Annotated in this window: 22 protein-coding genes and 1 riboswitch; of the genes, 10 read left to right on the top strand and 12 right to left on the bottom strand. The window is 62.6% G+C overall.

Features of this window, described 5'->3' with window-relative positions; translation table 11 throughout:
* Window positions 1-51: 51 nt before the first annotated feature.
* The 7 genes from RG836_RS08890 to RG836_RS08860 all read left to right on the top strand — a co-directional run bounded on the left by RG836_RS08890 (window position 52) and on the right by RG836_RS08860 (window position 9607).
* Entirely contained in the window at window positions 52-2457 is a 2406-nt protein-coding gene (locus RG836_RS08890; protein WP_310844824.1) for a TonB-dependent receptor, read from the top strand.
* Between the two features lie 12 nt (window positions 2458-2469).
* Window positions 2470-3366 carry an ABC transporter substrate-binding protein gene (locus tag RG836_RS08885; RefSeq protein WP_310844823.1) on the top strand — a complete coding sequence of 299 codons (897 nt, stop codon included), beginning with the start codon at window positions 2470-2472 and terminating at the stop codon, window positions 3364-3366.
* On the top strand, window positions 3363-4352 hold the full coding sequence (locus tag RG836_RS08880) for a FecCD family ABC transporter permease (RefSeq protein WP_310844822.1): 990 nt from the start codon (window positions 3363-3365) through the stop codon (window positions 4350-4352). Before RG836_RS08885 ends, RG836_RS08880 begins: the two co-directional genes overlap by 4 nt.
* A complete protein-coding gene (locus RG836_RS08875) occupies window positions 4345-5376 on the top strand; it encodes a FecCD family ABC transporter permease (RefSeq protein ID WP_310844821.1) in 1032 nt (343 codons plus the stop codon). Before RG836_RS08880 ends, RG836_RS08875 begins: the two co-directional genes overlap by 8 nt.
* Before the next feature lie 9 nt (window positions 5377-5385).
* The gene (locus RG836_RS08870; protein ID WP_310844820.1) at window positions 5386-6186 is read left to right on the top strand and encodes an ABC transporter ATP-binding protein; all 801 of its coding nucleotides are present in this window, start codon (window positions 5386-5388) and stop codon (window positions 6184-6186) included.
* Entirely contained in the window at window positions 6177-6986 is an 810-nt protein-coding gene (locus tag RG836_RS08865; RefSeq protein ID WP_310844819.1) for an IucA/IucC family C-terminal-domain containing protein, read from the top strand. Before RG836_RS08870 ends, RG836_RS08865 begins: the two co-directional genes overlap by 10 nt.
* Window positions 6987-7149: 163 nt before the next feature.
* Window positions 7150-7354, top strand: a riboswitch (cobalamin riboswitch).
* 111 nt (window positions 7355-7465) lie between these two features.
* Window positions 7466-9607, top strand: coding sequence for a TonB-dependent receptor (locus tag RG836_RS08860; protein WP_310844818.1), 2142 nt, complete (start codon window positions 7466-7468; stop codon window positions 9605-9607).
* Window positions 9608-9661: 54 nt separating this feature from the next.
* On the opposite strand, the gene RG836_RS08855 is transcribed toward RG836_RS08860, so the two are convergent.
* The 5 genes from RG836_RS08855 to ycaC all read right to left on the bottom strand — a co-directional run bounded on the left by RG836_RS08855 (window position 9662) and on the right by ycaC (window position 14940).
* A complete protein-coding gene (locus RG836_RS08855; protein WP_310844816.1) occupies window positions 9662-10909 on the bottom strand; it encodes an aspartate aminotransferase family protein in 1248 nt (415 codons plus the stop codon).
* Between the two features lie 78 nt (window positions 10910-10987).
* Complete coding sequence (locus tag RG836_RS08850) at window positions 10988-11899, bottom strand: LysR family transcriptional regulator (protein ID WP_310844815.1); 912 nt, start codon at window positions 11897-11899, stop codon at window positions 10988-10990.
* A 91-nt stretch (window positions 11900-11990) separates the two neighbouring features.
* Window positions 11991-12527 carry a 2,4'-dihydroxyacetophenone dioxygenase family protein gene (locus RG836_RS08845; RefSeq protein WP_310844814.1) on the bottom strand — a complete coding sequence of 179 codons (537 nt, stop codon included), beginning with the start codon at window positions 12525-12527 and terminating at the stop codon, window positions 11991-11993.
* A 132-nt stretch (window positions 12528-12659) separates the two neighbouring features.
* Window positions 12660-14087, bottom strand: a complete 1428-nt coding sequence (locus tag RG836_RS08840; protein ID WP_310844812.1) for an amino acid permease — start codon at window positions 14085-14087, stop codon at window positions 12660-12662.
* Window positions 14088-14307: 220 nt separating this feature from the next.
* Complete coding sequence (gene ycaC / locus RG836_RS08835; protein ID WP_310844811.1) at window positions 14308-14940, bottom strand: isochorismate family cysteine hydrolase YcaC; 633 nt, start codon at window positions 14938-14940, stop codon at window positions 14308-14310.
* A 274-nt stretch (window positions 14941-15214) separates the two neighbouring features.
* Between ycaC and RG836_RS08830 the strand changes: the two genes are divergently transcribed.
* A complete protein-coding gene (locus RG836_RS08830) occupies window positions 15215-15451 on the top strand; it encodes a hypothetical protein (protein ID WP_310844809.1) in 237 nt (78 codons plus the stop codon).
* 106 nt (window positions 15452-15557) lie between these two features.
* Here the strand turns inward: RG836_RS08830 and RG836_RS08825 are convergent, their stop codons facing one another.
* The 5 genes from RG836_RS08825 to RG836_RS08805 are packed head-to-tail and all read right to left on the bottom strand — an operon-like array spanning window position 15558 to window position 20366.
* Window positions 15558-16571 carry a proline racemase family protein gene (locus tag RG836_RS08825; RefSeq protein ID WP_310844807.1) on the bottom strand — a complete coding sequence of 338 codons (1014 nt, stop codon included), beginning with the start codon at window positions 16569-16571 and terminating at the stop codon, window positions 15558-15560.
* 35 nt (window positions 16572-16606) lie between these two features.
* Window positions 16607-17395, bottom strand: a complete 789-nt coding sequence (locus tag RG836_RS08820) for an ABC transporter permease (RefSeq protein ID WP_310844806.1) — start codon at window positions 17393-17395, stop codon at window positions 16607-16609.
* Window positions 17392-18234: an ABC transporter permease gene (locus tag RG836_RS08815; protein ID WP_310844804.1), complete on the bottom strand. Its 843-nt coding sequence runs from the start codon at window positions 18232-18234 to the stop codon at window positions 17392-17394. The genes RG836_RS08820 and RG836_RS08815 overlap by 4 nt, the downstream gene beginning before the upstream one ends.
* Window positions 18231-19298, bottom strand: a complete 1068-nt coding sequence (locus tag RG836_RS08810; RefSeq protein ID WP_310844803.1) for an ABC transporter ATP-binding protein — start codon at window positions 19296-19298, stop codon at window positions 18231-18233. Before RG836_RS08810 ends, RG836_RS08815 begins: the two co-directional genes overlap by 4 nt.
* A 15-nt stretch (window positions 19299-19313) precedes the next feature.
* Window positions 19314-20366: an ABC transporter substrate-binding protein gene (locus RG836_RS08805; protein WP_310844802.1), complete on the bottom strand. Its 1053-nt coding sequence runs from the start codon at window positions 20364-20366 to the stop codon at window positions 19314-19316.
* Between the two features lie 116 nt (window positions 20367-20482).
* Between RG836_RS08805 and RG836_RS08800 the strand changes: the two genes are divergently transcribed.
* Window positions 20483-21523, top strand: coding sequence for a GlxA family transcriptional regulator (locus tag RG836_RS08800; RefSeq protein ID WP_310844801.1), 1041 nt, complete (start codon window positions 20483-20485; stop codon window positions 21521-21523).
* A 600-nt stretch (window positions 21524-22123) separates the two neighbouring features.
* The gene (locus tag RG836_RS08795) at window positions 22124-22969 is read left to right on the top strand and encodes a helix-turn-helix transcriptional regulator (protein ID WP_310844800.1); all 846 of its coding nucleotides are present in this window, start codon (window positions 22124-22126) and stop codon (window positions 22967-22969) included.
* A gap of 45 nt (window positions 22970-23014) precedes the next feature.
* Here RG836_RS08795 and RG836_RS08790 read toward each other — a convergent pair whose 3' ends face one another.
* On the bottom strand, window positions 23015-23524 hold the full coding sequence (locus RG836_RS08790) for a YkgB family protein (RefSeq protein ID WP_310844798.1): 510 nt from the start codon (window positions 23522-23524) through the stop codon (window positions 23015-23017).
* Between the two features lie 316 nt (window positions 23525-23840).
* Window positions 23841-24677, bottom strand: coding sequence for a type 1 glutamine amidotransferase domain-containing protein (locus RG836_RS08785; RefSeq protein ID WP_310844797.1), 837 nt, complete (start codon window positions 24675-24677; stop codon window positions 23841-23843).
* Window positions 24678-24686 lie beyond the last annotated feature (9 nt).

Genomic DNA, 24686 nt, shown 5'->3' with positions numbered 1-24686 from the left:
TCGCGTCGCTGGTCATTCCAGGTAAGTGAATTAAATCGAGAGCCTCTTCCAATGCCCGCCGTCTTGCCGTTTCGTTTGCGCCCGTTGCTGAACTTGAGCCTCATGCTGAGCCTGGGTGCCAGTCCGTTGTTCGTCCCGGTCAGTTATGCCGAAGACGCCGCCGCGCGCCGCAGCTACCAAGTGCCGGCCGGTAGTCTGAGCGCCGCGCTGACCCGGTTTGCCGGCCTGGCGGGGGTCAACCTGTCGGTGGACCCGGCGCTGGTCAGCGGCCGTAACAGCGCCGGATTGTCCGGCGAGTTCGGCGTCGAGGAAGGCTTTGCCCGGCTGCTGCAAGGCTCCGGCCTGCAACTGCAACCGGTGGGCGAGCAGGCTTACATCCTGACCCCAGCCCCCGAAGGCAGCAGCCTGCAACTGGCGCCGACCTCGATTCTCGGCGCCAGCGACGGCACCGACGGCGTGCCTTATGCCGGTGGCCAGGTGGCGCGGCGCGGTTCGCAAGGCTTGCTCGGCTCGAAGGACTTCATGGAAACGCCGTTCAGCATGACCACCTACACCAGCGAAACGGTGAAGAACCAGCAAGCGCGCACCCTCGGCGACCTGATCGCCAGCGACCCCTCGGTACGCGCCACCAACCCGGCGGGCGGGCGCTACGAGCAGTTCACCATTCGCGGTTTCAGCCTGTTCAACAGTGATGTGGCGTACAACGGCCTGTACGGCGTGCTGCCGACCTACACGATCGACATGGAAATGGCCGATCGGGTCGACATCCTCAAAGGCCCGACCCAGTTGATCAACGGCATTTCGCCACGGGGCAGCGTGGGTGGCGGGATCAACGTGGTGCCCAAGCGCGCCACCGACAAGCCCATCACCTCGTTCACCGGCAGCTACGCCTCGGACAGTCAGGTCGGCGGCGCGGTGGACATCGGTCGGCGCTTTGGCGAAGGTAACCAGTTCGGCGTGCGTTTTAACGGGGTCAAGCAGTCGGGCGATACCGAATGGGATCACCAGAATGTCGACCGGGAAATGGCCGTGCTGGGCCTGGACTTTCGCGGCGAGCGGCTGCGGCTTTCCACCGACTTCGGCCGCACCGAACGGGACACCGACGCCCCGCAAGAGCGTGTGCAAGTGGCGGCCAACGCTCAGGTGCCGCACGCCAGCGACGTGCGCCGCAACTACGCGCAACCCTGGAGTGTGGCGCATACCAAGGACACCTTCGGCACGGTCAACGCCGAGTTCGACGTCAACGATTCGGTGATGCTCTACGGTGGCGTCGGTGCGCGCAAAAGTAACCACGACTTCCTGCGGCACGCGGTGCCGGTCAGCAATGATCGCGGCGATTTCAGTGTGCAGCCGCGCAATTTCACCCGCGACGAAAACGTGCGCACAGCCACCGCCGGGGTGCGCAATTGGTTCCATACCGGCCCGGTGAGCCACGAGGTCAACCTGGCCGCCAGCTACTTCTACATGGACTTCGAGAACGGCGGCGCACGCTACGCCGCGTCCCCCAGCAACCTGTACAACCCGGTGGAAACGCCGACGCCGGTCCGCCCGACGCGCCAGGACGCCGAGGTCTACACCGAAAACCGCTTCAGCGGCGTGGCGTTGTCCGACACCCTGGGCTTCTTCGATGATCGTTTGCTGCTGACCCTCGGCGCGCGCTGGCAGCGGGTCAAGGTCGACGACTGGACCGATAACCTCAAGGGCGACACGGCGTACGACGAGGAAAAGGTCTCGCCGTCCGGCGGCCTTCTGTTCAAGGCCACCGACAAACTGTCGCTGTACGCCAACTACATGGAAGGCCTGAGCCAGGGCAAGATCGCGCCGTCGACTTCGGTCAACGAGGACGAAATCTTCCCGCCGTTCATTAGCCGCCAGGTTGAGGTCGGCGCCAAGTACGACGCCGGTGCCTTCGCGGTGACCGCTGCGGTGTTCCGCATCAAGCAGCCGGCTTACGAGACCAATGCCGTGACGCGGGTGTTCGGGCCCAACGGCAAACGACAGAACGACGGCGTGGAACTGAGCGTGTTCGGCGAACCGCTCAAGGGTTTCCGCCTGCTCGGCGGCGTGATGTACATCGACAGCGAACTGACCAACACCGCTGGCGGTACGTTCGACGGCAACCGCGCGCCGGCCACGCCAAAGTACAACGTCAACCTCGGCGCCGAGTGGGACGTGCCGAACCTGCAAGGGGTGACCCTGACCACGCGCGGCATCTACTCCAGCTCGCAGTATCTGGATCAGTCGAACAACAAGGAAATCGACGCCTGGACCCGCATCGACGTGGGCGCGCGGTACGCCTTCAAGATTGACGAGAAGAACATCACCCTGCGCGCCAATGTCGAGAACCTCGCCGACAAACGTTACTGGAGTTCGGCCGGCGCCTCGGACGACAGCGAGCCGGGCCTGACCCTGGCCACACCGCGCACTTATTTGCTGTCGGCGACGGTGGACTTTTGAAGCGACGCCACTGTGAAGGTTGATCCACTGAGCCGGCGCACTCTTTTGCGCCTGTCGTTGGGGGTGTGGGCGCTGCCGCAGATCGCGCTGGCGGACGGCGTGCGGGTAGTCACCTTGTTCCAGGGCGCCACCGATTGCGCCGTGGCGTTAGGCGTGACGCCCAGCGGCGTGGTCGATTCCTGGAGCGAGAAACCCATGTACCGCTACCTGCGCCACGCCGTGCAGGGCGTGGCGCATGTCGGCCTGGAAACCCAACCGAGCCTGGAAGACATTGCCCTGGTGCGACCGGACGTGATCGTCGCCTCGCGGTTTCGTCACCAACGCATCGCCCCGTTACTGGCGCAGATGGGCCAGGTGGTGATGCTCGACGAAGTCTTCGAATTCAAGCAGACCCTGGCCATGATGGGCGCCGCGTTGCAGCGTCAACAACAGGCCAGGTATTTGCTAGAAAAGTGGCAGCAGCGGGTGGCGCAGTTGCGCCTGCAATTGCAAGTGACCTACGGCGATCGTTGGCCGTTAACCGTGTCGGTGCTGGACATCCGCGAGGATCATATCCGCAGCTACTTGCCCGCCAGTTTCGCCGGCTCGGTGCTTAGCGAACTGGGTTTCGCCTGGACCCCGGCGGCCCGGGAGGCGCGGGGTGTGTCGCTGAAAATCACCAATAAGGAAAGCCTGCCGGTGGTCGATGCCGATCTGTTTTTCATCTTCCAGCGTGGCGACGGTGAAGCGGCGCAACGCAGCTATCAGGCACTGGTCCAGCACCCGATCTGGCAGCAGTTGCGGGCGCCGCGCCAAGGCTTGATGTGGAGGGTCGACGGCGTGGCCTGGAGTTTGTCCGGCGGCATTCTCGGCGCTAACTTAATGCTCGATGAAATCGCCCGCGTCACCGCCGGGGAAGTCGCTTCATGAACAACGGTTTGAAACTGCTCACGCTGTGCCTGGCGCTGGTGGTCTCCGGCATATTGAGCCTGGCCACGGGGGCGACCTGGATTGCGCCGGGGCAGATCCTCGCCGCGCTGTTTGACCCCGCCGCCCTGAACCTGACCCATCAACTGCTGGTGGACACCCGGCTGACCCGCACGCTGATGGCCATGGCGGTCGGCGCAAGCCTGGCGGTGGCGGGGGCGCTGATGCAGGCGTTGACCCGCAATCCTTTGGCATCGCCGGGATTATTCGGGGTCAATGCCGGGGCGACCTTTGCGATCATTCTCGGCGCCACGCTGTTGGGCCTGACCTCGCCGTCTCAGTGGTTGTGGTGCGCATTTATTGGCGCGGCGCTGGCCGGCGGCCTGGTGTGGGTGATCGGCAATCGTGGCCAGGGCAGCCTGAGTCCGTTGCGCATCGTGCTCGCCGGTGCGGCCATGACCGCGCTGTTTTCGGCGTTCAGCCAGGCCTTGCTGGTGGTCAATCAGGAGGGTCTCGACACGGTGCTGTTCTGGCTCGCCGGGTCCTTGTCCGAGCGCGACCTGGCCCTGGCGGCGCCGCTGCTGGCCTGCGTCGTGCTGGGATTGCTTGGCGCGCTGCTGCTGGCCGGGCAGGTCAATGTGCTCAACGCCGGTGAAGCGATCGCCAGCGGTCTGGGCCAGCGCACCGGGCTGATCCGTCTGCTGATGAGCGCGCTGATCATTGCCCTGGCCGGCAGCGCGGTGGCGTTGGCCGGCAGCATTGGTTTCATTGGTTTGCTGGTGCCGCACATGGTGCGCAGGGGCTTGTCGATCGATCATCGCTGGTTGCTGCCGGGCTGCGCTCTGGTCGGGGCGATTGTCTTGTTGCTGGCCGATACCCTGGCGCGGGTGGTGATTCTGCCGCAGGAGGTGCCGGTGGGCGTGATGACCGCGCTGTTCGGCGCACCGTTCTTTATCGCCTTGGCGCGGCGGGGTGGTCGGTATGCGTGATTCGCTCACCCTGCGTAGCGGCGGCTTCTCGCGGCGTATCGAGCTGTCGACGGTGTGGCGATTGTTGGCGGCGCTGGGCCTGACCTTAATGCTGATGCTCGGCGTGTTGTCGTTGGGCAAAATCAACCTGTCGCCACTGACCGTGCTGTACCTGCTGGGCGGCGGGGGCGATGACAGCCTGCGTTTTATCGTTGAGCAACTGCGCTTGCCGCGCCTGTTACTGGCGGCGTTGGTCGGTGCTGCGCTGGCGGTGTCCGGGCTGATTTTGCAAAGCATCATCCGCAACCCGTTGGCCTCGCCGGATCTGCTCGGTATCACCAGCGGCGCGAGCACGGCGGCGGTGTTGTACCTGTCGTTTTTCTCCGCGGTACTTGGCTCGCAGTGGTTGCCGCTGGCGGCGATGTTCGGTGCCGGTCTTGCGGCGCTGGCGATCTACTTGCTGGCGTGGAAACAAGGCGCCACGCCGCTGCGCCTGGTGCTGATCGGCGTCGGTGTGTCGGCGCTGTTGACCGCCGTGACCACTTTCACCCTGGTGTTCAGCCCGTTGACCACCACGCTGTCCGCCTACGTGTGGCTCACCGGCAGCGTCTACGGCGCCAGTTGGCCGGAGCCCAAAGCGTTGGCCCTGTGGTTGCTGGCGATTGTGCCGCTGTTGGTGTGGCTCGCGCGTCAGGTGCGGGTGCAACAACTGGACGATGCCTTGGCCCAGGGCATTGGCGTGCGGGTGCAGTGGTTGCGTGCCGGATTGTTGCTGGTCAGCGTGGCACTGGCCGGGGCGGCAGTGGCATGGGGCGGGGCGATTGCCTTCGTCGGGCTGATCGCTCCGCACATTGCCAAGCGCCTGGCGCCGCCGGGGTTTGCCGGGCAGGCGCTGATGGCGGCGTTGATCGGCGCCAACCTGGTGATGCTGGCCGACCTGATCGGCCGCACGCTGTTTCTGCCGCTGGACTTGCCGGCGGGGATTTTCGTCGCGGTGCTCGGCACGCCGTTCTTTTTGTACCTGCTGATCAACCAGCGGCACTGAGGATTTTTTATGACCGCTTCGATGGCGACTCGACAGTTGACCCTGGGCTATCAGCGCCAGGTGATCATCGACGGGTTGGACCTGCAATTGCCCGCCGGCCAGGTCTCGGTGTTGATCGGCAGTAACGGCTGTGGCAAAAGCACCTTGCTCAAAGCCCTGGCGCGGCTGCTCAAACCGCAGCAGGGTTCGGTGATTCTCAATGGCGCCGACATCCACAGCCGTTCCACCGCCGCCGTAGCGCGGGAGTTGGCGATCCTGCCGCAAATGCCCTCTGCGCCGGAGGGCATCAGCGTCCGGCAACTGGTGGCGCTGGGGCGTTTTCCGTATCAGAACTGGATGCAGCAATGGTCGGCCGAAGACGAGGCCATGGTCGAGCGCGCCATGCGCCAGACCGGCGTGCTGGAACTGGCCGAGCGGCCGGTGGATGCGTTGTCCGGCGGCCAGCGCCAGCGGGTGTGGATCGCCATGACGCTGGCTCAGGACACCGACATCGTGCTGCTCGACGAGCCCACCACCTTCCTCGACCTGGCGCACCAGATCGAAGTGCTGGACCTGCTGCGCGAGCTCAATCGCCAGCAAGGCAAGACCATCATCATGGTGCTGCACGACCTCAACCTGGCCTGTCGCTACGCCGATCATATGGTAGCGGTGCACCAGCGCACGGCGTTCGCCCAGGGCCGCCCGGCGGACATCCTCAATGAAGCGCTGGTCAAGCAGGTGTTCAACCTCAATTGCCGGATCATCGCCGACCCGTTCTTCGGCACGCCGCTGTGCATTCCGTTCGGCCGGGAGCTGCCGCCATGTCGCTGAGCGAAATGTTCAGCGTGCAGGACTGGGCGCTGTTGTCCGGTGCGCTGCGCCTTAAGCCGTTGGCCGCGCGCGATATGCAGCGTTCGGTCAGTGCCCGGGCGCTATTGGACGATGAGGTGTGCGCGCAGTTGCTCGATCAACTGGGGCCGGTGATCGGTTCGCCGACTCGCAGTATTACCGCATCGCTGCTGGCCAAGCGTTTTTCCTTTCTCGCCACCGGTGCCTGTTTGTACGCGCTGTCGGCGTGCGACCGGGGCCTGCCGCTGACACTGGACAACGCGGTGCTGGAATACGGTTATGACGAGGGTCGCTGGAGTTCGTCGCTGCCGCTGGCGGATCACACACCGCAAAGTTATGCGCCGGGCCAGCGCGAGGCCTGGCGTGAGGCGATCGTCGGCGACTTGTTCGCCGGGCTGCTGGCACCGTTGTGGCAAACCTTCAACCGGGTCAGCGGTATTTCCCGGCGGATCCTGTGGGAGAACACGGCGGTGCGCGTGTATTCGTTGTATGAGAAACGCATGGGTCTGATCGACGATCCGCTGATTCGCCAGCGCTGTGCCGAAGATTTTCACTGGTTGCTGGAAGAGGCGGCGCCTGCAGTGTTTGGGTTGGGGTACAACCCGCTGGGGCATTTCCGTCGGCCATTGACGGTGGTGGAGGGGGGCAAAGCGGTCCGGTTCCGCCGGACCTGTTGTTTTTGGTATGAAGTGTGTGAGCCGGTGGAGTTTTGTTCGGGGTGTCCGTTGGTGAGGCCCAAGGTGTCGAGGGCATCCGCAACGCACTCACCGGGCGGTGAATAGCCTTCGTCGAAACGTCGCCCGGAGCAGGCTCGCACACCGGAGCTCCAGTGTTCAGGCGAACGGCATCCATCACCCAACCCTCTGCTCGCGAGAGCTATTCGCCTGCCAGCAAACACCTCGAACGAACCCCATCGCACATTGACTCTGCCCGCCACCAGTGGTCAGATGCGCGCCTGTTTCAGGTGCCTCATGCCGCCGTGTATGAGGTGAAACGGGAAACCGGTGCGTCGTTTCGATGACTAGTCCGGTGCTGCCCCCGCAACGGTAAGCGAGCGAAGCATTCGACAGACCACTGTGCTCCGGCATGGGAAGGTGAATGCTTCATGACCCTCGCAAGCCCGGAGACCGGCCTGAAGCTTTGTGTGGCAAACCCGCGGTGGGCGGGCGCAGGCCGGTTTCCGTGGGCTTTTGCGCGCCCGCGATTCCCTATGCGTTGTTCCCTCCGGGATTCATTCATTCCTGTTTCGAGTTGGAACGACATGTCCCGTAAATCCTTGTTCAACACTTTGTCCGGCACGTCCCTGCGCGCCGGTATCGCGCCGTGCCTGGCGTTTGTCTTGCCGGTCCAGGCCGCTGAAGACGACACCACCCTGACGTTGCCGACCACGGCCATCACTGAAACCGTGCACAGCACCGAAGCGCCGGCCGACCTGCACACCGTGGTGCCGACCGGTTCGCGGCTGAACCTCACGGCGCTGCAAACTCCGGCCAGCGTCAGCCGCATCAGCGCGGAGCAGATCCAGCGCCGCAACAACGCCACGGTGCAGGACGCAGTGACCCGTTCGCCGGGCATCAGCTTCATCGGCTCGCCGGGCAATGGCGGCACCGCGTTGTCGGCGCGCGGCTTTACCGGGCATGGCTCGATCATGCAGCTCTATGACGGCACGCGGCTGTACGTGGGCGCTGGTACGGTGACGTTCCCGGTGGACACCTGGTCGGTGGAGCGCATCGATATCCTGCGTGGCCCGGCCTCGGTGCTGTACGGCGAAGGCGCAACCGGCGCGGTGGTCAACGTGGTGCCGAAGAAGCCGTTCGAGGGCGAGATACGCAATCGCCTGCGCCTGGGCTACGGCTCGGATGATCGCCGGCAAGCGGCGCTGGACAGCGGCGGCTCGTTGACCGACACCCTCAGCTATCGGCTCAACATCAATCGACAGGCGAGCAACGGCTGGGTCGATCGCGGCGACTCCGACAGCCTGGCCCTTAGCGCGTCACTGCGCTGGGCGCCGTCGGAAGACCTCAGCGTGAGCCTGTCCCACGACTACGGTGAGCAGAATCCGCAGCAGTATTTCGGCACGCCGCTGGTGCAGGGGCACAACCGCGAACGCCTGCGTGATCGCAATTACAACGTCGACAATGCCGAGCTGCACTACAACGATCAGTCGACGCGGCTGGTGACCGATTGGCGCATCAGCGATGCAATCACCGCCAGCAATCAGTTGTATTTCCTCAAGACCCAGCGGCGCTGGCGCAACGCGGAAACCTATACCTGGCAGCCCGGCGAGCAAATCGGCCGCAGCGACTTCATCAGCATCAAACACACCCAGGAACAGGTCGGCGATCGCCAGAGTTTCACCTTCGACCACAGTCTGTTCGGTCTCGACAGCCGCACGGTGGTTGGCGCCGACTACAACTCGATCCGCTTCCTGCGCAAGCATGACTTCGGTAACACCTACAGCGACAGCGTGCCCATGGCGCAGTCCGGTGGCGGGCAGTACGTCAGTGATGACCCGTACCGCTCGCGGGATGGTAATCAGGCGCGGCAGTTCTCGCTGTTCGCCGAGAACCGCACCCAGTTGACCGAACGTCTGTCGCTGATCACCGGGGCGCGCCGTGATCAGGTGCACCTTGATCGGCATGATTTGCTGTCCGACACCCGCAGCGACCGCAGCCTGACCGGTGAGAACTACCGCGCCGGACTGGTGTTTGCGCTGACCGACGACACCTCGGTCTACGGCCAGTACGCCACCAGTACCGAGGGTGTCAGCAACCTGCTGACCCTCAGCGCCGGCCAGCAGCAGTGGGACCTGACCAAGGCCAAGCAGACTGAAGTGGGTTTCAAGCAGCAGTTCCTCGATGACCGTGGCGAATGGACGTTGGCGGCGTATCACATCGTCAAAAAGAAACTGCTGAGCACCGACCCGGCCAACCCGACGATCCAGCAGCAGATCGGCCAGCAATCCTCGGACGGCATCGAGGCGACTTTGGAACTGAGCTTGCCTTACGCGGTGCAACTGTCGGCCAACGCCGCATTCGTACGCGCCGAGTACGACGACTTCGCCAGCGGCGGCCAGGACTTCCAGGGCAACCGGCCGGTCGATGTACCGCGCCGGACTGCCAACCTGTGGTTGAGCAAGGATTTCGCCGAACGCTTCAATGCCGGCGCGGGGGTGCGCTACGTCGATGCGCGTTATGCGGATAACGCTAACCAGACCACGGTGCCAAGCTACAGCGTGTTCGATGCCAACCTCGACTGGCGTATCCAGCCTGACCTGACCCTGGGCCTGCAATTGAACAACCTGTTCGACCGCCAGTACGCGACCACCTCCAGCAACAACGGCCAGCAATGGCTGCTGGGCGAGCCGCGTTCGTTGTTCGTCACGGCGGATTACAGCTTCTAACACCGCGCCAGATGACCGCGCCGCCCGTAGAGCGGCGCGGTTTTCATCAAATCATTAACGGGCCGCGAAGCGCGGTGCCAGATTCACGGCAGCGGCTTCGAACGCCGTCTTCATTTCTTCGACCACGGCGTCGCTGTGCTCGAACGACAAATACACCCGCCCATACGGCGACGGCATGATCAACACCCCGGCTTGTCTCAACGCGAGGTGCAGCGCCTGGCTGAATTCGGCATTGGCGAAGGCGTGCGCCTCTTCGTAGTTCACCGGGGGCTGCGCCGACGGCCAGAGAGCGAACACGTTGCCGTAGCCGCTGGTGCTGACCACGATGCCTTGGGCCTTGAACGTCGATTCCACAGCGATCCGCAACCGATCGCCGCGCTCGATCAAGCGTTGGTAATCGGCGTCGTCCAACAGGGCGAGGGTGCTGGTCACCGCCGCACATGCCAGCGGGTTGCCGCTGAAGGTGCCGCCGCGCAGCACGCGACCTTCCTCGAAACCGGCGAGGATGTGCGGCTTGCCGACGATGGCCGAGACCGGCACGCCGTTGCCGATGGCCTTGCCCACGCAAGCCAGGTCCGGATCGAGCCCGGCCTGCACACCGGCCAGCCCTGGGAACAGGCGAAAACCCATCAGCACTTCATCGCAGATCAGCAGCGCGCCGTGCTGGTGGGCGACTTGCTGCACATGCGCCAGGTAGCCCGGCGCGGGCATGATGCAGCCAGCGTTGGCGAGCATCGGTTCAAGGATTACTGCGGCGATGTCCGGGTCTTCGGCGAACAGCCGCTCGACGTCAGCGAAATCATTAAAGCGCAGCAGCGTCGTGCGCGGGGTGGAGGGCCGCTGACCGTCGGCGAAACCGGCCTCGCGGGAGGCGACGTTGCCGAAGCTGACGTCATCGAACCAGCCATCGAAGCCCGCCGCCATCTTGGCGATTTTGCCGCGCCCGGTGAACGCGCGGGCGGCGCGACAGGCCAGGTGCACGGCTTCGCTGCCGGAGTTAGTGAAAATCACTTTGCTCAAAGCGCCGGTGTGCGTCGCCAGTGCGCTGGCGGCAATCGGCTCGCGGACATGCGCCCACGACGGCGATGCCGAGTCGGCGAGGGCGCCGGCAACTTCAGCGTTCACCTGTTCGTTGGCATGCCCGAGCAACACGGCGCCGAAACCCAGCGCGGTGTCGATGTAGCGCCTGCCTTCGGTGTCCCATAGATAAGCGCCGTGGGCGTTGCGGATGCACAGGCTTTCGCCGTTGAGTTCGGGCAGGATGCGAGCGGCGCTGGAAACATCGCCAACCAGATTACGCATGTGAAACCTCTGTTGTGAGGGCAGGTGAATCGCCGGTTCGCGGACCGGCAAAATCATTCATCGCGGATTTGCCAGGGCTCAAGGGCCGCTGGTATTCCACGGGCTCTGCGCAAGTTTTTGTTCGAGGAAATCGCGGAACACGCGGATCCTCGGGCTCAGGTGTTTGCGATTGCTGTAGATCATGTAGATCGGTTCGAAACTGTCGGCACTGAACGCATCCAGCAGCGGTACCAGGCGTCCTTCGCGGATGTCCTGGCCGATATGAAACTCGGCCAGGCGCACGATGCCCGCGCCGTCGAGCGCCAGGTCGCGGAGCAAGTCACCTTGGGCGAAGGTGGCTTTGGGCACCACCGGTACGGTGATGCGTTTGCCGTTGAGCAGAAAATCCCAGTTGTTCCACACGCTGTTGAAGCCGAAGCTGAAGCAGGTGTGATCAAGCAACTGCAGCGGTTGCTCCGGCGTGCCATGCCGCGCCAGGTAGGCGGGCGAGGCGCAGATGATCCAGCGACTCTGGCCGATCTTGCGGGCAATGCGCGTGGAGTCGGGCAGCACGCCGCTGTGGATCGCCACGTCCAGGCCCTGGTCGAACTGGTCGGAAAACTGCGCGCCCACCTGCACATCGATGGTCAGGCCGGGGTAGGCGGCGAGAAATTCCGGCAGCCACGGGATGATCTGGTGCTTGGCGAAACTGGTCATGGTGTGCAGGCGCAACGAACCACTGACCCGGGTTGGAAACGCCTCGGCCAGGGAGTCGGCTTCGGCCATGGCATTGAACACCGCGCGGGCACTGACCAGGTAGGCCGCGCCTTCTTCGGTCAGGGTCAGGCTGCGGGTGCCACGCTGGAACAGCCGCACCTGCAAGCGATCCTCGAGCCGCGAAATCAGCTTGCTCATGGCCGATGGCGTCAACCCATGGGCACGCGACGCGGCGGAGAAGTTGCCGTGCTCGGTGGTCCAGAGAAATGCCAGTAATTGCGAATAATTGTCCATGTCTGCCTCCGGTAACTGCCGCCAGACTGGCAGCGCCGCGCCGGTGTGACAACCGGCGCGGCCCGCGCGCCAGTCGAGTGGGCGTTGGCCGTCAGCGGATGAAACGTTCGATGTAATCGTCCGGCAGGCCCAGGCTCTTGTAGTGCGCGCGGGCGCTTTCCAGTTTAGTGAACACGTCTTCGTAGCCGACCGCCACGCCTTGCGGGTCGACGTAGGTGTAGCCGCCCTGGACGTGGAACCAGGTGATCATCTCGTCGACGCCTTCGGGCACGAACAGGGTGTGGGTTTCACCCGGTGGCTCGAAAGCGAACGAACCTTCTTCGGCGACCCAATCGTGCTCCAGGTAGTACCAGCGGCCCTTGAGCACCAGTGCATGGACGCCGCCACTGTGGCGATGACGCGACAGCACGCCGCTCTGGCGCACCCGCAGCAGGTTGATGTAATAACCACCGGACACGCTGAGCAGCAGCGGCTTGAAGGACACCGACGCGGTCACCGGCACCCACAACTGATCGTCTTCCAGCCATTGGCCGAGGACACCGGGGTGGACCATGTCCGGGGACATGAACGGCACTTGCGGCAGTTGATAAGGGATCGCCAGTTCGTCGGGTTTGGGGGCTAAGGTCATGAGGACTTCCACAGTAAGTTCTTTGGAGCCCCGGCGCTGAAACGCCGGAGTCAGTGCAGGTTAGGGATGCGCCGGGCCGGGAAAAAGGCCTCGGTCGGCACACGCGCTATGACGGCCAGTCATAGCGGTTGATCAGGCAAACGCTCTGGGCGCGGCCGCCTCTTCAGGCATGGCCATGGCGCTGCGCTGCGCGGACAACTCTGGCTGCGACTTCTGCAACCAGGCACCGATGATCACCAGCACGGCAGTCAGGCCGAGGGTCGAGAGCAATTCCGCCCGTTGCCCGGGGAAGGCCGCCATGATGCCGAATACCACCAGAATCAAGGCGATGGTCAGCAGCGTGAGGTAGGGGAACAACCACATCCGCACTTCCAGCTGTTTGCCGAGGGCGACTAACTTGCGGCGCATGCACAACTGAGTAATCGCGATCACCAGGTACATCAACAAGGCCAAGGCACCGCTGGTGGCCAGCAGGAATTGGAACACCTGTTTCGGCAGCATGTAGTTGAACGCCAGGGCCACCAGCGCCGCCAGCGAGGTGAGCCCGACCGCCAGCAACGGCACGCCCTGGGCGGTGGTGCGCGACACGGCTTTCGGGGCATCGCCGCGTCGGGCCAGGGAATAGGCCATGCGCGAGGCGGTGTAAATTGCCGAGTTGAGGCAACTGGTGACCGCCACCAGCACGACAATGCCCATGATTTCCGGGGCCCACGGGATGTTCATCGCACTCAGCACCGCTTGATAGGAACCCTGGGCCAGGCTCGGCGCATTCCACGGGATCAGGCACACCACCACGAACATCGAACCGAGGTAGAACAGGCCCAGGCGCCACACCACCGCGCGAATGGCTTTCTTGATATTGGCTTTCGGGTCTTTCGATTCGGCAGCAGCGATGGTCACCACTTCACTGCCCTGGAAGCTGAACATCGCCGTCAGCAACGCCGCGACAATCGCCACATTGCCATTCGGCGCGAATCCACCGTTGGCGTACAGGTTGGACATGCCGCTGGTGGAAGAGCCCGGCAACAGCCCCATGATCGCCAGCACGCCGAGGATGATGAAGCCGACAATCGACACCACTTTGAACAACGACAGCCAGTATTCGAGGGCGCCGAACGAGCCGACGCTGAGGCTGTTGCAGGCGATCAGCACAGCGGTGATGCCGAACGCCGCGACCATATGCGGGATGCCCAACCAGTCACCGAGGATGTTGCCGGCAACGATCGCTTCGATGGCGATCACCAGCACGTAGAACCACCAGTACAACCAGCCGATGGAAAACCCGGCCCAACGGCCGATCGCCTGGTCCGCATAGGACGAGAAGGAGCCGGTGTCCGGCCGCGCGGTCGCCATCTCGCCGAGCATCTGCATCACCAGCACCACGATCATCGCGGCGAACGCATAAGCCACCAGTACTGCCGGCCCGGCAGCGGCGATGGCGTTGCTCGAACCCACGAACAGGCCGGCACCGATCACGCCGCCGATGGAAATCATCGTGACCTGCCGGCTCTTCAGCCCGTTGCCTAATTGGTTTGTCACCTTGTCTGTATCACCACGCATCGGCTTGTACCTCGATTGAACGCTTTTTTTGTTGTCGTGGGCTGTCAATCAGACAGTCATAACGGGACACCTTAAGCGCTCGTGGGACCGCGGATTAGCCCTTGATGCGTCATACGCGCTGTGACGAGGGTTCACAGGTGAGGTTGCCGGTGGCGGGATTGTCGTTTTACCGCAACGACAAAGGCCCGCAATGACGGGCCTTTGTTCGACAGCTGAAGGATCAAGCCTGGCGCGAGGTCAACGCCGAGTAGCTGTTCATCAGGTTGCGGTAGTTGGGGATGCGCTGGGACAGCAGATTGCCCAGGCCTTCGATGTCGTTGCGCCAGTCGCCTTGCAGCTCACAGGCCACCGAGAACCAGTTCATCATCTGTGCGCCCGCCTGGGTCATGCGGTTCCACGCCGCCTGCTGCACGGTGGTGTTGAAGGTGCCGGACGAATCGGTGACCACGAACACTTCAAAGCCTTCCGCCAGGGCCGACAGCGTTGGGAAGGTTACGCAGACATCGGTCACCACCCCGGCGATGATCAGTTGCTTGCGGCCGGTGGCCTTGATTGCCTTGACGAAATCTTCGTTGTCCCAGGCATTGATCTGGCCAGGACGGGCAATGTACGGCGCCTCCGGGAACATTTCTTTCAGCTCCGGCACCAGCGGGCCGTTCGGGCCTTGCTCGAAACTCGTGGTGAGGATGGTTGGCAATTCAAAGAACTTGGCGACGTCCGCCAGGGCCAGCACGTTGTTCTTGAACTCGTTCGGGGAGAAGTCCTGGACCAGGGAAATCAGGCCAGTCTGGTGGTCGATCATCAGCACTACAGCGTCGTCTTTATTCAGGCGGTTGTAAGTGGCGTTGGTCATGATGAGATCCTTAATGGTGGGTAGTCGTTGAGTTGTTTTTCGAGTGAGTTGAGCGGCTGCGTTCAACATGGGCCCAGATTAATGGTCTGCCGGGAAAGGAAAAAGCGCTTGAAAACGGTTTGACTGTCAACTCAGGCGGGACAATTAAACGAGTGAGCACGAATCAAACGGCTGAAATCACCAGAGTGCCAAATCGAACTTAAAGCTGACCGTTGCGTCAGAAAAATCAGTTCCATCCTCCCAATCACAGCAATCCAATAACAAGGACCGCCCCATGAGCCTCTACACCCTCGACTACCGTTTCAACGGCGAACCCCGTCGCCACGGGTTTGACCTCGACCAACCTGAACTGCCCGCGCACGAGGCCGCGATGCATTTGCTGGAACTGCACTTGGGCGACGCCGAGAACAGTTTGATCATGCCGTCGGCCGACGCGACGCCTGAGCAGATTCTGGAGCAAGCCGAGCGTGTGGGGCTGACGGACATTCGGGTGGTCAATCCCTCCGCCTGACCCGCTCAAGGGGCCGGCATGCCTGGCTGCCCGCGTCGGCAGCCGCAATCGACAACGCCCGAGACGGTGCCCGGGCGTTGGTGCCAGTGGATGGCGCGTGGCCGAATCAGTGAATGACAAAACCTGCGCCGACCGGATCATTGCGCTCGATCACCCAGCGCGAGGTGCCGAGGATGCTCGCGGTGCCCTTGACGGTCGGGCGCACGGCGCGGGTGCCGTTGAGGTCGACTTCGCCGAGCAGGCAGCCTTCGAACGTGCCGCTGCCCAAGAGACCTTCGGACAGGATCGGCTGATTGATGCCCATTTTGCCGCGTGCTTCGAACATCGCCATCATCGCGCTGGTGCCGGTGCCGCCGGGCGAGCGATCGAGCTGGCCGGCGCTGAACACATGGACGTTTTTGTAGAACGCACCTTCGATGGTTGCCGGGTGCCAGAACGTGATGAAGTTCAGGTCGTTGATGTGCGCCTCGGTCGGGTGCTGGATCTTCATCTGCTGGTTGATCTGGTCGCGGGCCAACAGGCCGAGGCGAGACAGTTCACTGCCGTTGTTCGGGCTGATGCGCAGGTCGCAGTGGCTCAGGTCGATGATGCCGAAGTAGTTGCCGCCCCACACCAGGTCAGCCTTGAGGTCGCCGTAGCCCGGCAGGTGAATCGGGATGTCCTGGGCGGCGACGTAGGCCGGGACGTTTTCGAAACGGGTCCAGAGCACGGTGTCGCCTTCCGACGCGACCTCGGCCACCACCAGCCCGGCGGTGGTTTCGAAACGGATCTTGGTGATGCCGTTTTCACCGCGTGGCACCAGGCCCAACGCGACCATCGCCATGCTCACGGCGATGGTGCCGTGGCCGCACATGTGCGAATAGACGCTGCCGTCCATGTAGATCAGGCCGGCGTCGAATTCGCTGCTCGACGGCGGTGTGAGGAACACCCCGAACATGTCTTTATGGCCGCGCGGTTCCTGCATCAAGGCTTTGCGCAGCCAGTCGTAGTTCTGCTCCAGAAACCCCCGTTTGGCGAGGATGCTGGAACCGGCCGGGTAGGGGATGCCGCTGTGGACGATGCACAATGGTTCGCCTTCGGTATGGGTATAGATGACATCGAACGTGTCTTGCATGCGCATGACTGAACTCCTGGCTGACGGGATGTTTGGGGGGATTATTTGCGTTCGGATAACAGGTCGAGACCGATGCACAGATCGAGAATGATCACCGCCACTACCACCACGATGATGGTGGCGCCGGACGCGGCGGCGATCGTCGGGTCGACGGTGTACTGCACGTAGTTGAAGAGCTTGACCGGTATGGTGTTGAGGTCGGGCGTGGTGTTGAAGATCGACAGCTCGACGTTGATCCACGACGAGATGAAGGCAAAGATCGACCCGGTCACCAGCCCCGGGCGGATCTGCGGCAGCACCACCAGGAAGAAGGTCGCCCAGGGGGTGGCGCCGAGGTCGCTGGACGCTTCTTCCAAGGCCCGTTGCTCCGGCGTCAGCATCGACAACACCGAGCGCAGGACGAAGGGCGAGATGATGATGGTGTGGCCGATCAGCAAGGCGAGGAAGCTGCGGGTCAGACCGAAATAACTGCCGAACTGCAACAGCGCCGCACCGAGCACAATGTGCGGAAACACCAGCGGCGAAGTCAGCGCGGCGAGGATGGTGCTCTTGCCGGGAAAGTCATGGCGGGCCATCGCCAAGGCTGCCGGCACGCTGAGCAACACCGCCACGACGGTGGCCGCCAGGGCCAGCACGGTGCTGGTGGCAAAGGACGCCACGTAGCTCGGGTCGCCAAGCATTTTGCCGTACCAATCCAGCGTCCAGCCTTGCGGCGGAAAGGCCAGGAAGGACGAGGCGGTGACCGAGACGCCGAGGATCACCACCAGCGGCAACAGCATGTAGCCGAGCACGGCCCAGGCCACGAGACGGATCAGCAATTGAGTGATCATTGGTTGCTCCCCCGGACACTGCCGACTCGTCCGGCCAGCCCGACCATTACCAGGGTAAAGATCAGCAGCACGACGCTCAGCGCTCCGCCGTAGTTGAAATCGAAGACTGAACTGTATTGCTGGAAAATCAGCATCGACAGCACCGAGATCCGCCCGCCGGACAGCAGCGCCGGCGTAACGTAGGCACTCGCCGCCAGGGTGAAGACCATGATCGAACCGGAGATAATCCCGGGCATGGTCAGCGGCAGCACCACATGAAAGAAGGTCGCGCGGGGGCTGGCGCCCAGGTCGTCGGAGGCCTGTTCGTAGGCCGGGTCGACCTGCGCCAGGGCATTGCCAGCGGCGAGGACAATAAACGGCAGCAGGATGTAGACCATGCCGATCAGGATGCCCAGTTCAGTGCCAAGGAAACGCACCGGCGTGTCAATCAGCCCGGTGTCCATCAGGCTCTGGTTGACCAGGCCTTTGCGTCCCAATAGCACCATCCAGCCGAACGAGCGCACGATGTTGCTGGTGAACATCGGCACCACCAGCAGAATCACACAGGCCCGGCGCCAAGCACGCCACTTGACCACGCGCACCAGATACCAGGCCAGCGGATAACCCAGCAGCAGCGAGACCAGCGTCGTCAACGCGGCGATACGAAACGTCACCAGGATCACGTCCCAGTGGTACTGATCGCCCAGCACCCGAATGTAGTGCTGCAGCGTCAGGGATTTATCGGCGTTGTCGGTCAGGCTGGCGAAGATCACCACCACAAACGGCGCGAGAAAGAACGCGGCGAAAAACGCCAGGGCGCCGAACAGCATCATCCACGGAACGAGCGCCGTCCTTTTCATACCGGCTCTCCGATCAGGTGCACGTGCGCCGGGTTGTAACCCAGGCGCACGGCGCCGCCGGTGGTCAGGCCTGACGGTGGCAGGCCCATGGTCCGCGCGACGATGGGCTGCCCGTCGATCAGCGCATGCACCAGGGTGTGGCTGCCCACGCTGACGATATCGGTCACGGTGCCGTGCAGTTCATGGCAACTGGCGCTTTCCGGGGTCGAGGCGTCCAGCACCTGCACATGCTCCGGCCGCAACACGGCCACGCCGCGCGGCAACAGGTCGCGTGCCGGGTGGCGCAGCGGCTTGTGCTGGATCGCCAGGCGCACCTCGCCGTTGTCACTGGCCTGATAGCTGATCAGGTTGGCCTCGCCGATAAAGTCGGCGACGAAACGCGAAGCGGGGGCGCTGTAGATCTGGCTGCTGGCGCCGACCTGCTCGATCCGTCCGGCATTCATCACCACGATGCGGTCGGCGATGGTCATCGCTTCTTCTTGGTCATGGGTGACGAAGATGAACGCTATACCCAATTTCGCTTGCAGGTGCTTGAGCTCAAGCTGCATGCGTTTGCGCAGTTTCATGTCCAGTGCCGACAGCGGTTCGTCGAGCAACAACAGCTTCGGTTGATTGACGATGGCCCGCGCCAACGCCACCCGTTGCTGCTGGCCGCCGGACATGCCGCGCGGGAAGCGATCTTCCAGTGCTTCGAGTCCGACCATCGCCAGCGCTTCCCGGGCTTTTTGCCGCGCTTCGGCACGCCCGACGCCTTGGCGCCGAGGCCCGTAGGCGACGTTTTCCAGCACGGTCAGGTGCGGGAACAACGCGTAATTCTGGAACACGGTATTGAGCGGCCGACGGTAGGGCGGCAGGCGACTGACGTCCTGGCCGTCGATAGCGATGGTGCCGGAATCCGGTTGCATGAACCCGGCAATCGAACGCAGCAACGTGGTCTTGCCACAGCCGCTGGGGCCGAGCAGGACGATAAACTCGCCTTGCTCGATGTCCAGTTGGATGTTGTCCAGCGCCTGGAACGGCCCGAAGCTTTTACAGACACTGTCGATGCTCAACAAAACTGACATTGCAGACCTCTTGAGCTAGTTTTTGGCGGTGACTTTGCGGTTCCAGTCATCGGTAACCTTGCTGCGCTGCGCGTTGATCTGGGCCCAGTCGAACAAGCGCAGGCTGTCGATCGAACCGCCGACACCCCACGGCAACTTGCGCGCCACGTCTTCGGCAACTTCCACGTCTTTCACCGCCGGCCCCAGGTACAACTTGCCAGCCAGGCACGAGGCGGCTTCCTTGGTCAGGGCGGTGTTGATGAACTGCTCGCCGGCCTTGGGGTTTTTCGCGCCTTTGATCAAGTGCAAACGTGCGTCAGTGGCCCAGGCGCCTTCCTTGGGAATGGTGAAACCGATGGGCGCACCCTTGTCGATCAAGTCCCACGCGCCGACGTTAAAGTGCGCACCGATGATCGCTTCGCCACTCTGGAACGCGTTGGTGGCAGCGCCCGAACTGTCGAAGAACAACGCGGTGTCCAGCGCGCCGAGCTTGCTGTACACGGCATCGAGGTTGCTGCGGTCGATACCCCAGACATCCGCCATGAAAAACACAAACGGCACTCCGGACGAGTTGGCGGGCGAGGGCAGCGCGATGGCGCCGGCGTACTCGGGTTTCCACAGGTCTTTCCAGCTGGTCGGCGCTTCCGGGATTTCCTTGGTGTTGTAAGTCAGGCCCAGGGAGTAGAAACCGCTGCTGACGGCGAATGTGTGGCCGGCGTCGCTGTAAAGGGCTTTGTCTTGCACATTCTTCAGATTGGGAATGGCGGCGGCGTCGAGATCGGCGACCACCCCGGCGGCGTGGGCCATTTCACTGATGCCGCCGTCCATCCACGCCACATCAATGGTCGGACTGGATTTCTGCTGCTGCAGCTTGGCCAGGGTCACGGTGGAGGTGCCGACTTCGGACGCCACGGCAATCCCGGTGGCTTTGGTGAAAGGTTCTGCAACACATTTGATGAAGGCCTCGCCCCAGTTACCGCCGTACAACGCCACGGTCAGTTTTTGCGGGTCGGCCATGGCGGCCGGCGAGGAGAGGCAGGCCGTAGCCCAAAGAGCAGCGGTGATTTTCTTTTCTGTCTGCAGTTTCATCATGTGTCCTCTATTGCGTTATTGGACTGTTCCCCTTGCCTGCATCTTGCTCGCCGTGGCGTTTTCAACGCTTGCACTTCAGGGACTTAAAGTTGAATAGTTAGGTCATGCCAAAATTGAGCCAGATAAAGTCCAGCCCACCTGCCTCCCTCGCGTCCGAGGGGAGCAACCGCCCGCAGTTGTCGGTGGGGCTGGTGCTGCTCGACCAATTCACCCTGGCGGCGTTTTCCGGTTTCGTCGACGTGTTGCGCCTGTCCGCCGACCTGGGCGGCGGCAGCCGGCAGATCCACACGGCGTGGACGGTGATGAGCGTCGACGGCTTGCCGCGTACCTCCAGCGCCGGCATCTCGCTGGAAGTCTCCGGCGGCCTGGCGCAAGACCTGGACGCGTTCGATTACGTGGCCATCTGCGGCGGCAACGATTACCTCAACACCCACTTGCCGAGTGCTTTGCGTGACTGGCTGCAACGGGTGGCCAAGAGCCGCACGCGTCTGCTGGGCATCTGCACCGGCACCTTTGCCCTGGCGCAGGCGGGCGTGGTGGAAAGTCGCGCGGTGTGCGTGCACTGGAACGTGCTGGATGCCTTCCGCGCGCGCTTCCCCAAAACCCCGGCGGCGGTGGATCACCTGTTCATCGACGAAGGCGACCTGATCACCTGCGCCGGCTCGACCGCCGCCATCGACTTGGCCCTGTACCTGGTCGCCCGGCACTGCGGCCGCGAAAAAGCCCAGCAAGCGGTGCGGCACATGATGCTGCAAGGCATCCGCCAGGGCCGGCAGCCGCAAGCCCACTTCTACGCCAACCTCGCCGACATCAAAGACGAACGCGTGCGCCAGGCCGCGCACTACATCGAACAGCGCATGGACAGCCTGCCGACACTCGACGCCATCGCCCGCTACGTCGGCCTCGGCCGCCGCCAATTGACCCGCGCTTTCCAGCTGTCACTGGGCATGTCACCCATGGAATTCCAACGCTCGCTACGCGTCGAGTACGGCGCCTGGCTGCTGCTCAACAGCCACAGCAGCATCACGCAAATCGCCATGGATTGCGGCTTCTCCGATGGCGCGCATTTCTCCCGCGAGTTTCGCGCACGGTTCAGCAAGTGCCCGCGGGAATATCAGAGTGAGGCGCGGCGGGAGGTGGGGCGGGGGGATTGATGCGGGCCGTTATGAACGGCTGCTTCCAGGTAAAGGAACACTACGATTCTTCACCGATTAAACACATTCTCCTCAACCCGTTTAACCGCCCTACGCGTTACGTCCTGAAAGCTACAACACCTTGTGCCATTGCCTACGGGTAAGACAGGATCCGCCGGCTTGTGCGCCTCGGGGGCGGTCGGTCACTTGGTTCCCGTCACTGCCCATCAGTGACCGGGTGTAGCAGCCCGTCGTGACTTGAGGCGTATTGGCTTCCAGACAGTCAGGTATTTCTTGCCTGCGCTCAATGGCAGCTGCGCGCAGGGCGCTTTCGAGCGCGCCGGAATCGTGTCTCCCCGGACTGCTAACCTGCGCACAGCCGCCACCTATCGTTTAGCAGCGATGCGTGATGGCTCCATTTTTCGGAGACCGATCAATAGATCCTCGCAGGAGGGGGAGAAGGACGAAGCGTTTTGACATGAGCATGGTGACTTCCTTGGTGGCGGGCGATTCACGCTACCGCTTATAGAGTCGATTGGGTTGTCGAGCGCATTTGACCCACGATGGAGAGCCGTCCGACTGTTATGATCCGAGCGTTTATTTCTCGCCAAGAGATTGCCCATGGATCGCTTGTCTTCCTTGTTATCGCAGTTCGGCGTTCGCGCCAATCTGTTTTACAACGGCAAACTGTGCGGCCTGTCGACTTACGACGGTGCCGGAGGACAGGGTTTTATCCACCTGTTACAGGCTGGCAGCGTGACCTTGGTGGGAGCCGATCACAAGCGCTCGCTGCTGATCCAGCCGACGCTCATTTTCATGCCGCGTCCCACCCGACATCAGTTATTTGCCGGTGAGCCGGAGGGCGCTCAGTTGTTGTGTGCGTCCATGGAGTTTCAGGGCGGGGTGGATAATCCGCTCTCGGCGTCGCTACCCGATTGTCTGGTGTTGGCCCTGGATGAACTGCCCATGCTGGCCGACACGCTGAAATGGATGTTCGGCGAAGCGGCGGGTGCGCATTGTGGCCGGGACGCCGCGCTGGAGCGGTTGTTCGAGCTGCTGGTCATTCTGTTGTTTCGACATCTGCTTGATCATCACCAGTTGCGTACCGGGGTGATGGCGGGGCTGGCTGACCCGCGCTTGTCGCGCTCTTTGGTGCAGATTCAGACCGCACCTCATCGTGCGTGGTCCGTGGCCGAACTGGCGAGCGAATCGAACATGTCGCGCGCGGCCTACGCCGTGCATTTTCGGGCTGTTGTAGGGCAAACACCCGCCGATTATCTGTTGAGCTGGCGTATCAGTCTGGCGCAGAAACGTCTTCGCGAGGGACGGTCCATCACCTTGATCGCCGCCGAAGTCGGTTATGAAAGTCCTTCGGCCCTTGCCCGCGCGTTTCGACGCAAGACTGGCTACAGTCCTCGGGACTGGGTTAAAGACCTGGCCGGCGGAGACGATGGGGCGATGGCCTGAAAACAGCTGGCTGCTTCGGGCCATCCTGGGGGCTCGATCATCGGCTTAACGTCGTTCCAGCGCGGTCAGCGAATGCCCGGCCACGAAAATGGAGGCCGCAAGCAAGCCGATATCCTTAAGCAGAAACTGACCTGGAGTGACCGAGATAGCGGGGAAACCGAGGCTGGGTTCGATCACGCCGGGGGTGGAGAGCATGAAACTCAAGGTGGTGAAAAACAGTCCTGCAGACAGCGCGCCACCGATCAGAGAAAGCTTCGGTGACAGCAAGCGACCCGCAATCAGTGCACCGATCGAGACCTCCACGACGCCAAGCAGACTGGAGAAGGTGTCAACGCTGAAAACATCGTAAACCCAGCCCAGGAATGGGCTGTTGCTCACCAGTGGAACCAGCCCGACCGCTTCGTAGTGCGTGAACTTCATGCCGCCGAACCAGAAGTAAATGACGGCGAGCGCAAAATAAGCCCCGTAGATGCCAAGCGCCATGGTTTTAAACCCGAGCGTTGAAGGGTTTGGCACGTCGTTGGTTTGATGGTGTTCGATGCTTGTGTTTTTCATGATCAATGCTTCCAAGAGAGTGAGAAGGAACGCTAATCAGCAACCCTGCGCTGTGTGCGTTGGGACTGGATACAGTGTTGCCTTCGTATGCACGCTCGTGGCGTCTGAACGTATTGCGTACGGTGCAGATCGTATTGACTCACTCGGACCCAAAGTAATGGGGTGAGGGTGTGTGCAATGGGCCGGAAGCCTGAGGGCGAGACGGGGCGGCCAGTGTCTGAAGGTTAAGAGTCACTTGAGGAGGGGCCGACGGTGGTGCTGGAGCCAGGCCAAATCAGCCCGCAGCACCCTCGCCGGTTTCAGCGCGAACGGCCGATCAGGATTGCTTCAGTTTTGCCAGCATGGCCACGGCGACGGCCTTCGCCGACTGTGGGTTCTGCCCAGAAATGACTTCGCGGTCTTCGATCACATGCTCGCTCCAAGGCTTGGCTTCGGAGAACTGAGCACCGGCTGCCGTCAGGCCATCCTGCGGGAACAGTTTCATATGGCCGCCGCCCAGGAAGCCTTTGGCTTGCTCTTCTTCTGCGTCGGTGAAGGCAGTGACTTTGTAACCCTTGTAGATCCAATTGGCGGGCGCTGCCGGCTGTTTGCCCGATTCCAGCGCAGAGACAAAACCGTGCGCGTCCGGGAGGGCCGAGAGCATGGCGATGGTGCCGTGGCAGGTGAAACCGGTGATCTTGCCGTTTTCATGGAAGTTAGTCAGCAACTGGCCCAGTTGCTTGTCCTTCAGCAGGTCCTGCATCGGGATATGGCCGCCAGGCACGAATACGGCATCGAACTTGTCGTAACCGATTTTCTGAACCTGCGCGAAGCTGATGGCCGGCGAGTTGCTTTTCGAGGTCAGCTTCAGCGTATCCAGCAGCGCGAGACTTTCCTGGCGAGCCTTTTCATCGCCGCCCCAGAAGCTCACATCATTGGATTTCTGGTCGGCGGTTGGCGCCTTGCCGCTAGGGGTGGCAAACACCACGGTTTGACCCGCCGCAATGAACGTCTGCACCGGTTGCATCAATTCGTTCAGGAAGAAACCGGTCTGCATGACCTTGCCGTCTTTCAGGTTCAATTGGTCCTGATCCGACAGTACGACCAATACCGTGCCGGCATTGGCATAGTTAGCGGCAGCGGCCAGCAGCGTGGCGATGATGATTTTCTTCACGAGATACTC

This window comes from Pseudomonas rhizozeae, assembly GCF_031583775.1.
In the GTDB taxonomy this organism is placed as follows: Bacteria; Pseudomonadota; Gammaproteobacteria; order Pseudomonadales; family Pseudomonadaceae; genus Aquipseudomonas.
The sequence above is the reverse complement of the archived record's forward strand: the minus strand, read 5'-3'. Positions and strand labels throughout refer to the sequence as shown.

What these genes read in the sequence shown, in the direction of transcription:
- RG836_RS08880 (WP_310844822.1), top strand. Translation starts at nt 3,363, where the DNA reads ATGAACAACGGTTTGAAACTGCTCACGCTGTGCCTGGCGCTGGTGGTC.
- RG836_RS08795 (WP_310844800.1), top strand. Translation starts at nt 22,124, where the DNA reads ATGGATCGCTTGTCTTCCTTGTTATCGCAGTTCGGCGTTCGCGCCAAT.
- RG836_RS08825 (WP_310844807.1), bottom strand. Translation starts at nt 16,571, where the DNA reads ATGCGCATGCAAGACACGTTCGATGTCATCTATACCCATACCGAAGGC.
- RG836_RS08840 (WP_310844812.1), bottom strand. Translation starts at nt 14,087, where the DNA reads ATGCGTGGTGATACAGACAAGGTGACAAACCAATTAGGCAACGGGCTG.
- ycaC (WP_310844811.1), bottom strand. Translation starts at nt 14,940, where the DNA reads ATGACCAACGCCACTTACAACCGCCTGAATAAAGACGACGCTGTAGTG.
- RG836_RS08820 (WP_310844806.1), bottom strand. Translation starts at nt 17,395, where the DNA reads ATGATCACTCAATTGCTGATCCGTCTCGTGGCCTGGGCCGTGCTCGGC.
- RG836_RS08890 (WP_310844824.1), top strand. Translation starts at nt 52, where the DNA reads ATGCCCGCCGTCTTGCCGTTTCGTTTGCGCCCGTTGCTGAACTTGAGC.
- RG836_RS08830 (WP_310844809.1), top strand. Translation starts at nt 15,215, where the DNA reads ATGAGCCTCTACACCCTCGACTACCGTTTCAACGGCGAACCCCGTCGC.
- RG836_RS08865 (WP_310844819.1), top strand. Translation starts at nt 6,177, where the DNA reads ATGTCGCTGAGCGAAATGTTCAGCGTGCAGGACTGGGCGCTGTTGTCC.
- RG836_RS08850 (WP_310844815.1), bottom strand. Translation starts at nt 11,899, where the DNA reads ATGGACAATTATTCGCAATTACTGGCATTTCTCTGGACCACCGAGCAC.
- RG836_RS08790 (WP_310844798.1), bottom strand. Translation starts at nt 23,524, where the DNA reads ATGAAAAACACAAGCATCGAACACCATCAAACCAACGACGTGCCAAAC.
- RG836_RS08815 (WP_310844804.1), bottom strand. Translation starts at nt 18,234, where the DNA reads ATGAAAAGGACGGCGCTCGTTCCGTGGATGATGCTGTTCGGCGCCCTG.
- RG836_RS08860 (WP_310844818.1), top strand. Translation starts at nt 7,466, where the DNA reads ATGTCCCGTAAATCCTTGTTCAACACTTTGTCCGGCACGTCCCTGCGC.
- RG836_RS08855 (WP_310844816.1), bottom strand. Translation starts at nt 10,909, where the DNA reads ATGCGTAATCTGGTTGGCGATGTTTCCAGCGCCGCTCGCATCCTGCCC.
- RG836_RS08810 (WP_310844803.1), bottom strand. Translation starts at nt 19,298, where the DNA reads ATGTCAGTTTTGTTGAGCATCGACAGTGTCTGTAAAAGCTTCGGGCCG.
- RG836_RS08875 (WP_310844821.1), top strand. Translation starts at nt 4,345, where the DNA reads ATGCGTGATTCGCTCACCCTGCGTAGCGGCGGCTTCTCGCGGCGTATC.
- RG836_RS08845 (WP_310844814.1), bottom strand. Translation starts at nt 12,527, where the DNA reads ATGACCTTAGCCCCCAAACCCGACGAACTGGCGATCCCTTATCAACTG.
- RG836_RS08870 (WP_310844820.1), top strand. Translation starts at nt 5,386, where the DNA reads ATGACCGCTTCGATGGCGACTCGACAGTTGACCCTGGGCTATCAGCGC.
- RG836_RS08805 (WP_310844802.1), bottom strand. Translation starts at nt 20,366, where the DNA reads ATGAAACTGCAGACAGAAAAGAAAATCACCGCTGCTCTTTGGGCTACG.